The 12,727-nt window shown below is 37.4% G+C and carries 9 protein-coding genes; 1 reads left to right on the top strand and 8 read right to left on the bottom strand.

What is annotated here, in order from left to right; genetic code table 11:
• Window positions 1-3 precede the first annotated feature (3 nt).
• The 8 genes from KEM10_RS03210 to KEM10_RS03175 all read right to left on the bottom strand — a co-directional run bounded on the left by KEM10_RS03210 (window position 4) and on the right by KEM10_RS03175 (window position 12,109).
• Window positions 4-1,314: a V-type ATP synthase subunit B gene (locus KEM10_RS03210; protein WP_212213422.1), complete on the bottom strand. Its 1,311-nt coding sequence runs from the start codon at window positions 1,312-1,314 to the stop codon at window positions 4-6.
• Entirely contained in the window at window positions 1,311-3,086 is a 1,776-nt protein-coding gene (locus KEM10_RS03205; RefSeq protein WP_212213419.1) for a V-type ATP synthase subunit A, read from the bottom strand. Before KEM10_RS03205 ends, KEM10_RS03210 begins: the two co-directional genes overlap by 4 nt.
• A gap of 614 nt (window positions 3,087-3,700) precedes the next feature.
• The gene (locus KEM10_RS03200) at window positions 3,701-5,038 is read right to left on the bottom strand and encodes a TolC family protein (protein ID WP_212213416.1); all 1,338 of its coding nucleotides are present in this window, start codon (window positions 5,036-5,038) and stop codon (window positions 3,701-3,703) included.
• Between the two features lie 13 nt (window positions 5,039-5,051).
• A complete protein-coding gene (locus tag KEM10_RS03195) occupies window positions 5,052-5,831 on the bottom strand; it encodes a hypothetical protein (protein ID WP_212213413.1) in 780 nt (259 codons plus the stop codon).
• Between the two features lie 5 nt (window positions 5,832-5,836).
• The gene (locus tag KEM10_RS03190; RefSeq protein WP_212213410.1) at window positions 5,837-8,884 is read right to left on the bottom strand and encodes an efflux RND transporter permease subunit; all 3,048 of its coding nucleotides are present in this window, start codon (window positions 8,882-8,884) and stop codon (window positions 5,837-5,839) included.
• Between the two features lie 9 nt (window positions 8,885-8,893).
• Window positions 8,894-9,961, bottom strand: coding sequence for an efflux RND transporter periplasmic adaptor subunit (locus KEM10_RS03185; protein ID WP_212213407.1), 1,068 nt, complete (start codon window positions 9,959-9,961; stop codon window positions 8,894-8,896).
• 121 nt (window positions 9,962-10,082) lie between these two features.
• On the bottom strand, window positions 10,083-10,652 hold the full coding sequence (locus KEM10_RS03180) for a TetR/AcrR family transcriptional regulator (protein WP_212213404.1): 570 nt from the start codon (window positions 10,650-10,652) through the stop codon (window positions 10,083-10,085).
• A gap of 179 nt (window positions 10,653-10,831) precedes the next feature.
• Window positions 10,832-12,109: a cystathionine gamma-synthase family protein gene (locus KEM10_RS03175; protein ID WP_212213401.1), complete on the bottom strand. Its 1,278-nt coding sequence runs from the start codon at window positions 12,107-12,109 to the stop codon at window positions 10,832-10,834.
• A 126-nt stretch (window positions 12,110-12,235) separates the two neighbouring features.
• On the opposite strand from KEM10_RS03175, the gene KEM10_RS03170 reads away from it, so the two are divergent.
• Window positions 12,236-12,724, top strand: coding sequence for an Lrp/AsnC family transcriptional regulator (locus KEM10_RS03170; RefSeq protein ID WP_212213398.1), 489 nt, complete (start codon window positions 12,236-12,238; stop codon window positions 12,722-12,724).
• Window positions 12,725-12,727 lie beyond the last annotated feature (3 nt).

Raw genomic sequence — 12,727 nt, 5'->3', positions numbered from 1 at the left:
CGCTTAATTCTTATCCCAATATTCTTCAATCAGTTTTTTACTGAGGCCTGTTTCTGTAGGTTCGAAATGGCGTTTAAGAATAGACCAACATTTATCTAAAGCTGCTTCCAGCTCGATAGGTTCACCAAATGGCTCTTCGATATTCTCGATAAAGTCGGTACGATAGCGCAATAATTTTTGAGAGTAAGGGTCATTAGCCGCTCCAACCTCTGATGCTTCAAAAGCTTTTTCGGCATCGGCCAATAAAGAAGCCATAGCGGTCATGATAGCACGATGGTCGCTACGTGTTTTACCATTCACCCCTTGTTTCAAACGAGAAAGCGAACGAGCTAATTTCAATTTACCTCCATCCAAGAAGAACTGACCTTCGGTAATATAACCGGTGTTATCAGGAACCGGATCTTCTAATGATTCCAAAGTGGTTGCTCCAATAATAGTAATAGACCCAGCACCTTCGATATCGGCAGCTACCTCATATCGTTTTGCCAGCTCTGAGTACAAGGATCCAGGATATCCCTGCAATGAAGGAATCATATCCTGATAGTTGGCAACATTACGTAAGATGTTCGACCAGTTTGTCATATCAGTTAAAAGTACCAATACGTCTTTTCCCTGATCACCAAACTCACGAGCCACACTCAAGGCAACATCGGGCAACATCAAACCTTTAATCTGCGAATCACCGGCAAGGTGAGTAAACATGATGGTTTTATCAATATTACCTGATTGCGATAATTGTTCTTTAAAATACTGATACTCATCAAACTTTAATCCAATACCAGCAAAGATGATAACGTCAGCCTGAGCTCCTTGTGCAATTTGCGACAATAAGCGATTATATGGCTCTGTTGGACCCGCAAAAATTGGAATCTTTTGCGATTTTACCAATGTATTGAAAACATCAATCATTGGAATACCTGTCCACAAAGCTTGTTTTGGTACGTTACGAACAGTAGGATTCAAAGTATCCAAACGAGTTGATACTTGTTTTTCGAAGATAACCTCTGGTCCGCCATCGGCAACTTCACCAGAACCATCGAAACTACGTCCTAACATTTTATTTGAAAACCCAGCAGTCAAAGGAATCTCGTGCATGCGAATTTTAGTTCGCGTACTTAAACCGGTAGTACCATTAAATACCTGAAATCGAGTTGAATCTTCTGTAATATTAATGGCTTTAGCAAATGATAAGCTTTGTCCTGAATCGGCTTCTAACAATTCAACCACGTGATTCAGCGCTACTCCAGGATTACCCTCAACAGAAATAAGAGCTTTACCTACTTCGCTTATCTTATTAATTTCTTTTCTTATCATACGGCGTATTCCTCCTGTAAAATAAATTTATTAACTGCGCCTGGCAACTGAGCTAATTGCTCTTCGGTGGTAGCTGAATAGTTCCAATCGCGCCACCACTGACGCAGCTCATCAAACTTCTGCTTGATTGACTCTTTTAATTGTTCATCATCCATTTCGCCAGCTTCAAAATCAATATTGCTGCTAATTAAATTCTGAACCGCTTCATTGATTACTTCTAAACGTTCGGGACGAGTACAAGCATCAACTTTGTCAAAAGCATCTTGCTGCATTACACAGAAGTCGATGGTTTGACCTTTTTGAAATTGTATATAATTTGAAACAGGTACTTTTTTCAAACCAATGGTACTAATGGTTTGATCAATATCGTTTGCTGTTCTTAATGCACTAATCATGTTCTGGCGATCTTTCCATGATACAAATCCGTTATAAACCGAAGTTGTATACACCAAAGGATCGATGGCTGGATATTTTTTAGCATCGGCACGATCCTGAGAAAGTCCCCAGAAACCACCGGTTGCATCCATTGTTGCCTGTGTTACCGGCTCCTGGAAGTTACCACCCGCTGGCGATACAGTACCAATAAAAGTTAATGAACCTTCGGTACCTAAATCATCACCTGCACGTTGGTACATACCCTTAATCTGATCTGGAATATCCATTGGGAAAGCCTCTGGTCCGGGAATATCACCCTGACGACCACTACGCTCGCGTAATGCCTGTGCCCAACGAGATGTTGAGTCAGCTAACATTACTACTTTTTTACCTTGATAACGGTAATATTCACCCACTGTTAATGCGATAAATACTGAAGCCTCACGAGCTGCTACAGGCATTGAACTGGTATTACCGAAAATACACATACGATTCATTAAAGACTCACCTGTTGTTGGATCTTCCAACTCTGCAAATTCTTTAAATACCTCAACCGCTTCACCGGCACGTTCACCACAGGCAGCCATAATAATAATGTCAGCTACAGCATATTTACAAAGCGAGTGCTGTAATACTGTTTTACCTGCTCCAAAAGGACCAGGGTTACCAACTGTACCTCCATATCCAACAGGAGCTAATAGATCAATAACTCGGGTTCCTGTAGAAATAGGTTTTGTTGGGATAGCACGCTCTTTAAATGGAATAGGCGCTTTTACCGGCTGACGAAAAGCTAATTTCAGCTCATGCTTATTACCTAGTTCATCAACCACAATAGCTACTTGCTGAGTGATGTTTACCGAACTCTTTTCGATAATGCTTTCAACCGTACAAGCACCAAAGCTAAATGGAACCAAAATTTTGTGGTCCACTTTTCCTTCAGGAACTGAACCTATAACATCGCCTCCAGAAACTGAATCACCAACTTTTACACTTGGAGTAAAGTCCCATAATGTCTCTTCGTTTAAGGCCGGGGCATTCATACCCGGTTTCAAATACGAATCTTCTTCACTTAGTTTATACAAGGGGTTTTGAAGTCCATCCCATACACTGGTTAAGAGTCCCGGCCCTAACAAAACGGACAAAGGTGTACCTTTAAATACGACCTCATCACCAATTTTGGCACCGGTTAAATCTTCAAAAACCTGCATTTCAACAATGCCAGCGTCGGCATTTTTCGGATCAGGTTGAATCTGCAAGACTTCTGCCTGAAGAAATTTCCCATCGACGGAAATCTCAGCAGTCTCCCCCATTATCACATCATCAAAGAATCGTGCCTTCACCAACGAATCCTGGATGGAAATAAGGGTTCCTGTCCTTTTTTTATTGATATCCTTCATAATTTATATTTTAAAAGCAGTTGTTTTAATCAACTGACTCCCCATTACTAATTAAAATCACAACACTACTCATTTCCAATACATTAAAAACAAACAAAAAAGTTAGAAACCATTATTTGCATTTTTATAAAATAGTAAATAAACAGGAGTTGCTTTTACGCATAATTCCCGGCAAATAAGAAAACTAATTCCATTTTGAAACATTTCTGAAATGTATGCAGGCAGATTAATAAACATCAATTGTTTTTTCATTGTTCTATCGAAGAATTCTTCAATAAACCACACCTTCTTTAGCTTTCTGCACTCCCTTAAAGAAATTCTTGTTATCTGACAACCGGAGCTCTTTATGCATAATTCTAAATTTTTTCAGTAGTGAAAATATACTAATTGATTTTATAGATTTGGATCTTATTTCAAGAGTAAATACTTCGTTATTCAGAAACACCGTTAAAAAATAATCGTGTTATTACATTCCGAAAAACGCGTCACAATGTATAGATTAATCCATTATTTCGGAAGTAAAAAACGCATTAAGAAGACAAAAAATGTTGTAAAACAGATTTTCGGGTGTTTAATACGTCAGAAATAATGGATTATCATTAAGTCAATCAAAACTAATAATTAAGACTCCCCATTACCTTTTTATAATGAAGGAGATTTACTTTGTAATTTACTTTAGAGTCGATAAAATCGGCATAAGCCCTTTGCCACTGCACTTGAGCATCCAAAACATCAGTCGTTGTAACTATACCTTCATTTAATCTATTAAGCTCCATTTGTAAATTTTCATCTGCTTGCTCTAATGATTCCTCGGTAAAATCAATCTTCACCAACGACTCGTTCACTTGATAAACACATTGTTGAATTTCGAGAATTAATCCTTCTTTCGCTTTATCATAAGTTAACTGTGCTTTCTGACTTTCCATATTTTTCATTTGCATCTTCACATGACGTTCACCCCAATGAAAAACAGGTATTGAAACACTCACACCTGCCACAAAAGCCATTTCTGTTTCGTCTTGTGCCTTATGGTTTGGATTTTGAAATCCATAATTGGCAAACGAAACCAGTTGAGGCAAATAATCTGATCGCACAGCCTTTCTGTCTTCTTCACTGATATTTACCTGATTTGCCAAAATCTGTAACTCATGGCGTTCTTCTGCTTTTTGTTCAATATCAGCAACCATAACCGGCGAGTCGCTGGCTATAACTACCGAATCTTCCACAACAATATCATCCAAAATACTTTTGCCCATGGTTTGATTTAATGCCATTTTGGCTAACGATATATTATTGTTCAGATTAATTACTGATAACTTAGCGTTATTTAGCTCAACTTTTACCTTCAATACTTCATTACCTGTTAACAAACCAACATCAGCCCAGTTCTGAGTTTGCGTTACTACTCCTTCAAGCATCTTAACAGCCTTGTTCAAAACATTCAGATTTTCTTTTAAAGAAACCAATGCCCAATATTGCTGATCAACCTGAAGAATGAGGTTTTCTTTTGTATTGGTAAGATTATGCTCTGCCATACCAACTCCATACTCCGACATTTTAACGTAATGCCTTAATTTACCACCCAAATAAAGTGGCAAACTTAAATCGACACCTCCACTATAATTGTTATGATATGTCAGGTTAGTTACTCCACCCGGATAATAAACTCCACTTGGCAAGCCTCCTAGCGTTGGCAATTCAAATCCTGGAATCTCCATTATCTGAGGTTTATTCATATAATTATAGGTAGCCGAAAAATCGAACTGCGGTAAGCGCCCTAATTTACTTAGTTTATGCGAAGCTTTGCTAATGGAGTAATCCGCTTCGGCTGTCTTCACATTCTGGCTGTGCTCCAAAGCCTTGTGTCGACAGCTATCGAGCGTTAGTACCTCCTGCCCCATTGCCACATAGGCAATGAAACAGAAAACTATTGTGAAACTATATTTTAACATTATGATTTTTAATTTATTGGAAACGTTGAATTTTCTGAGATGACTCATTAAATTTCTCTCTGATACACGATAACAGAAAAGTATTTTCCTGCTGAAGCAAATTTTCAAACCCCTCGAAATTATCAGCAGACTTAGTCATTTTTGCCGCTTCAATTTCAGCATAGTGCACATTTTCGAAACGTTGCACCAACGATTCTGAGCGTTCGTTCAACTCCTCGGGATTAAACACTCGATCGACCATATTATGCTTCGATAAAACATCAGGAAAAATCTTGTCCGACAGAAAATAAACATTGATTGGATTAATAGTTGCATTGATAAACTGCTTATGCATTGTACTTCCTTTGGGAATATTAACCATATCAACATTGTTATTGTCGAGATAAAAATCTTTGGATACAATTCTTAAATCAGCAATAAAACTAAAATTGAAAAGAAAAGCATTCATTGGTTTTACCAACATCGAAACAACCACTTTTTTCAATGCAAATAACTTCAACACCAACAAGTCGAAAACTCTAAAGCTTCGCAAAACCTTTTCTTCGTAATTTTTATCCTTAAAAAATGAGTGCCACACTTGTTGATAACTCTCCAATGAAAAATTAGGATGATCATTACTTATCACAACTGATTTGACAGTTTCATCTTTCGATACTTTATCGAGCATGTCGATTAATCCATCACGATACTCATAGGTTTTGCTCTCGAGAAAAAGACAATAATTCAATCGCAAGAAGAGAATACTCCCTTTTTGTTCTGATTGATAATATGGATTATTTAAAAATTGAGTCATGACTATTAATTGTTTTCAGGTTTGATTTTATAAAACAATACATACAACAGTGGCAATACCAATAATGTAAGGAATGTGGCGAACAGAAGACCAAAAATGATGGTTACTGCCATTGATCCATACATTGCATCGGTTATAAGCGGAAACATACCAAAGATGGTAGTCAACGCTGCCAACAGCACTGGACGCATACGACTAATAGCAGCATCTACCACTGCATCGTACGGTCTGCTATTTTCTTTATTCAGATTAAGGTTGATTTCATCCATCATTACAATGGCATTTTTCAGAACCATACCAATCAATCCTAAAAATCCGGTAATAGCCATAAATCCAAAGGCTTTACCTGTTAAAAACAAGCCGGCTGAAACACCTATAATTGAAAGTGGAATAATAGCCATTACAATCAACGACTGGCGAATACTATTAAACAACATCACCACAATAAGCACAATTAATAACATAGCAACAGGCATATATGTACCAGTGGCCTCATTGGCTTCCATCGAAGGTTTATACTCGCCATCCCACATGAAAGAATAGCCTGCCGGTAAAGGAATGGCTTCGATCTTAGCTCCAACCTTTGACATAAGAGTACTTCCACTCACTTCCGGATCCAATGGATCACACTGTACTGTAATGGCTCTTTGTCGGTTGTAACGCTGAATAACGCTATTTTCAAAATTGACTTTAATAGGATGATCAACTACGTCTTTTAAAGGAACCGGCTCATTGCTATTACGGCCCCAAACCATTGAATTGGCAATTCTTTCTAAGTTGTTTTGAGCCGATTCATCTGTTTTTAGAACAATCGGACGCATTACATCATTATCGCGATACAAACCAATTGGCAATCCGGCTGATGTTGCACTTAAAATAGCTCCACCTAAATCAGAACGGGTAATTCCGGCACGTGCAGCTTTAGCTTCGGCATATTGAGGCTCCCAAACCAAAACTTCGTTACGCCAATCGTTTGTAACATCTCCACACATGGGTTCTTCATGAAAAATCTTTTCTGCCTGATCGGCTAGATCCCTTAACACAGCAGGATCAGGACCAATAAAACGAGCTTCCACTTTGTACTCAATAGGAGGGCCACCAATGTATCCTTTAATACGTAAGCGAGCATTTGGATACTTTTGTGCTATGGTATTTTGGACGATATCATTAACTTCAGCAACCTCATCCAATTCATGTGTTTCAATCATTAACTGTCCAAAACCTGAATTGTAGTTCTGAGTTTGTGCACTCAGCATATATCGTGGTGGCGTTTGACCAATACTTGTGCTCACATTTTTTACCTGAGGAACACTATCCAATAAATAGGTTTCAATTTCTGACAGATCTTCAGATACTTTATAAAGATTACTTCCTTCGGGCAACCAATAATCAACCAAAGTATAGTTTTTTTCCAATGGCATAAAAAATGCCTTTTTAGTAAATCCGAAAGCAACTATTGAAATCACCAACATCAACATCAATGCGCCCAACGATAGTTTACGATACTTCAGAATTGTTTCCAACACATTTTTAAAAATGCGATACCCTTTTCCTCCGTATGGGTTGGTTACTTCCTTACCTGGTTTTAGAAATCGCTCACAAACTAACGGAGTTTGCGACATTGCAAATATCCAACTCAAACCTAACGAAATGGCCAGCACTTTAAATAAATCCTCATTAATTTCTCCGGCACTATTAGGTGCTAGAAACACAGGCAAGAATGCCAGGATAGCAATAAATGTTGCTCCCAGCAACGGCCAGGCAGTTGTTTTACCCACATTAACAATAGACTTTCGAAGATTTAACCCTCGTTGCAAAGCCACCAAAATACCATCGGTTACCACAATAGCATTATCAACCAACATTCCCATTGCAATAATAATGGCTGATAAAGAAGTTCGGTGTAAAGAAATATTGAAAGCCTTCATTGCCACCAAGGTTCCTAAAATGGCAAATAGCAATCCACTACTGATAAGAATACCAGATCGTAATCCCATTGATACCAATAGAATAATAATTACAATAGCAATGGATTCTATTAGATTTACAATGAATACATTGTTTGCATTTTCAACCTCACGTGCCTGATCATAAATAGTATGAAGCTCCAACCCAACCGGAAGCTGCTCTTCAACCAACTCTAATTTTGCATTAATATCTTCAGCCATTTCCAGCACATTTCCACCGTTAATGGTAGAAATTCCAATACCCACAGACTGCTGATTATTGAATCGCTGCATGCTTTGAACAGGTTCGATGTAAGATTTATTAACCTCCACTAAATCCTTCACATAGAACTGTACATCACCTACCTGAACGATTGTATTTTTTATATCATCAATGCTTTGAAAAGCGGTATTACCTGCTACACGTATATTAAGTGCATCTAACTGGATCGTTCCACTTGTAGCAACGGTTGACTGATTATTAATAGCCTGAATAATAACTCCAGGGTTTATGCCTAATTCAGATAGTTTCTCGTGGTTAATAATCAAATCCACACATTCCATTCTATCACCAAACAAAATGATTTTACCAATCTGATTAACGGTTAATAACTCACGTTTGATAAATCGGGCATAATCATTTAGTTCATCCTGCGAATAACCATCGCCTGTTAAGGCATAGAACATTCCATAAACATCGCCAAAATCGTCGATAACCATTGGAGCTTGGGCTCCCATTGGCAATTCGCCGCGTGCATCATTAATTTTCTTACGTAAAATATCCCATTCCTGAGGCATTTGATTAGCCCGCATGGATTCTTTTAAATCCAATTGAATGATGGACAAACCAGCATAAGAGCTAGAGTAAATCTCATCGATATTATCCATTTGTTGAGCAGCGCGTTCGAGTTTCTCTGTTACTTCCTGCTCTACTTCGTATTGCGATGCTCCCGGATACCGGGTAACAACCAATGCTGTTTTAATGGTGAACTCGGCATCTTCTAACTTACCTACTTTAAAGTAAGAAACAACACCACCGATCAACACCAATGCCAGAATAAAGTATACAAACACCCTATTCTTTAGTGTATATTCCGCTAAATTCATAGTATTTTTCTAGAGTTGACGTCCTTTATTCGTTTTTGAAAAGCCTTTATAAACTTTTACTTCCTCACCTTGCTGCAAATAATTGGCACCGGCACTTACAATTACCTCACCTTCACTTAAACCTTTATTTACGACTGCCTCGCTATCAGACAGTACACGATTAACGTGGATATTACGAAGTTCTACTTTTTGATTTTTTAATACCCAAACACAAGTATTACCAGCATGGGTAAATAAAGATGTTACAGGGATAACATTAGTATTCCCTTCATTTTCACCTTTGTTATACAACTCCAATAGCATGGATGTTCCAGCTCTTAACTTTAGTCCATTGGTATTTTCGATAACCACCGAAATAGGGTACGATTGCTTTGTAAAACCTGATTTAGAACCTAATTCCAGAAATTTGGCATCAAAACTTAGCGTATTGTCTGCTTCTTTAACTTTACAAACAAAGCGCGTATCATCTCCAATTTTAGCCACATCATCAGCCGAAATCCAGGCAGTAACTTTATAACTCGATAAATCGATAAAAGAAATAATAGGCTGACCAGGAACCACTTTCTGAAAATTCTCAACATAAACACGATCAATATATCCCGAATAAGGAGCTCTTAATTGAGTATCCTCAAATGCATGTTTTGCATCCTCGTAATTTCCTTTAGCCAGAATATAACGAGCCTCCATTTGATCAAACATACTTTGCGACACACTTTTGCGCTTTAATAGTTCTTTGTAGCGCTCATATTCTTTTTTCGAAAGTTTGTAATTCGATTCTGCTTTATCCAATCCAACACTAAAATCGCGCTGATCGATTGATGCCACAACATCTCCTTTCTTCACATAAGCTCCTACAATATTATTAAGAGTTACCAAAGGACCTCCCACCCGAAAAGCAAGATCAACACCTCTTCTTTCATTTAAAGTGGCAGGTAAAGTAAGCTTATTGCTGCTTTCGTTCAACGACACTACCTGCGCCACTTTAACACTCCTGATTTTCTCTTCTACTTTTTTTGAATGCGAACATCCTGCCCATAAAAAACTGGCCAGAATTAACATCAAACTAATCTTCTTCATTGAATTGAATTAATAAATGTATGTAATTAATAAATTGTCGACACTATACACAGTAAACTACTTTTGAATATTTAGTTTACTTTTAATCATAAAAAAATGGCATTCTGCCAATGAGTGATTTTTAAACCTGAATACCTTTAATAATGATTTCTAACTCGGGGAAAGCCTTGTTTTTAAATTCGATAGAGGATTTACAAAAGCTGATATTATAGGTTATTACACTTTGTATAAAAACAGCTACCATATTAACATCCAAATCCTTATTAATATAGCCTTGCTCCTGACCAAGAGTAAAAAAGGTAGCAAAAGACTGATTTAGTTTTTCTTTTTCTTTCTCAACAACGCAGCCAATTCGCGGATATTCCTTCACTATATGATTGGCATTTAACAGAACAAACTCATCAAACCCTCGGGTGATAAATTCACAAAAGCCATTTAAACGTTCGGGATAAGGAGAATCACCATGTAAAAAATCAGTTTTCTCCTTAATATCACTGGTAATGTTTTTCTCAGTAACCTTAAATAAAAGGTCCTCTTTATTGCCAATTATTTTATACAAAGTACGCTTTGATACACCAACAGCATCTGAAAGCTCGTCCATATTCCAACCCTTCACACCATGATTGATCAACAGCTCCTTTGTTGTTTCAAAAACACGGTTTTCTATATCTAAATCACCAACTTTAGCCATTTGTATACTATTTTAGTCTACTTAGTTTACTTTTTGAGACTACAATTTTAACAATTTAAATAATACTAAGTAAAAGTTTTGAGATATTTTTTTAAAAGAAGTTTGCTATTTATTGCAAAAACCCCGCCGCAGCGGGGTTTAGCAAAACATTAACCATAAAAACCAAATTCAAGCCATTTTTAACAAACGGCCGAACTATTCGCCTTCTTAACCACTTCGAAGGCGTTTTCTATTTGATCTATCAAATCCTGTGGATTTTCCAGTCCTATACTAAGTCTGACCAGTGATGGTGAAATACCTAACTTCACCCTGTCTTCCGGTGATACGTCTACGTGCGTCATTGTAGCAGGATGCTCTGCCAAGCTTTCGGTGGATCCTAAACTGACTGCTAATTTAAATAATTTCAAGTTATTCAGAAACAAAAACGCCTCTTTCTCGCCGCCAGTAATTTCAAAAGCAATCATCGAACCAGTTGAAAGGCACTGTCTATCGAAGATTTCCTTCAATTCAGAATCATTTTCCAGATAGCCAAGATAGTGTATTTTTTCCACCAATGGATGGTTCTTTAAATATTTTGCAATTATTTGTGCACTTTTAGCCTGAGCTTCCATCCTCACTTTCACTGTTTCAAGGCTACGTTGCAGTAACCAACTGGAGTTCGGATCCAACTGACTTCCGAAAAAAGTACGCATCCCCTTAATCTGGCTAATCAGTTGATCTGAACCTGTGCAGGCACCGGCAACCACATCACTGTGCCCGCCTATAAACTTAGTGGCTGAATATATAACTAAATCAGCTCCAAATTGCAATGGATGCTGAAATACGGGACCAAGAAAGGTGTTATCTACCGCCAAAACACATTTGCTATCTTTAGTACTGAAATACTTTGCTATTCGCGAAGTCATTTCTATATCAATAATTGAATTAGTTGGATTACCTGGCGTTTCAACATAGATCATAGAAGGTCGACGACCCGGATATGACTTTTCAACCCTCTCAATGATAGTTTCTTCTTTTTCTCCTTTCACAAAACCAACAACTCCTATATTAAATTGAGGTAAAACATGGTGTATAAAATGGTCTGTGCCTCCATATACGGGTGAAGAAAACAACAATACATCACCTGGTTTTACAAAGGTTAATATACTGGTTGAAATAGCTGCCATACCGCTTGAAAAAAAAGCACCAGCATCAGCTTCATCCCAGGCTGCCAGTCTTTTTTCCAAAATATTCATATTTGGATGATCTAAACGAGAATAGATCATACCCATTTCTTCACCTTCTTTTTTGTCACGCAATCCATACGCCAGCTCAAAAAAGTCCTTTCCCTCTTCGCAACTATTAAAAACAAAAGTTGATGTTTGATATATGGGGCATTTGGCAGCTCCCTGATGCTCATGAGCATTATAACCAAGACTCATCATCAAACTTTCCGGTTGTAATTTTCGCTTTTTCATAACTGAACTATTTTTTATCAAAGTTACCTATATCTAGTTCATTATACCATCTATATTCATTTATATAGTTTTAATTTCTATTTATTAATTATATATTAGTCATTTATTCTATGCAATTGCGATAAAATGATTAGAAAAGAAAAATATTCGGCTATACAGTTGGATGCTACTGACAAAAAACTGATTATGCTTCTTCAGAAAGATGCAAAAATGACGACCAAGCAACTGGCTCATCATCTCAATTTGAGTATCACACCGGTGTTTGAACGAATAAAGAGGTTGGAAAGAAACGGTGTGATTGAAAAATACGTTGCCATCATCAATAAGGAAAAAGTGGGTAAAGAGTTAATAGCCTTTTGCAATGTCTCGTTAAAGGAACATTCGCACGATATAATCCGCGACTTTGAAAAAAGTATCAGTGAGCTTCCTGAGGTATTGGAATGCCACCACATTGCCGGAATGTTCGACTATACCTTAAAGGTAGTAACAGAGGATATGGAAACTTACCATCACTTTGTGTATAACAAATTATCTTCGGTAAACAATGTTGGTAATGTACAAAGCTCATTTGTAATGCGCGAAATAAAAACCGGCACAGAACTTCATCTGGAATAAAGA

This window comes from Carboxylicivirga linearis (genome assembly GCF_018271995.1).
GTDB lineage: Bacteria > Bacteroidota > Bacteroidia > Bacteroidales > Marinilabiliaceae > Carboxylicivirga > Carboxylicivirga linearis.
Note: the sequence above shows the minus strand (reverse complement) of the source record. Positions and strands in the feature narration are given on the sequence as shown.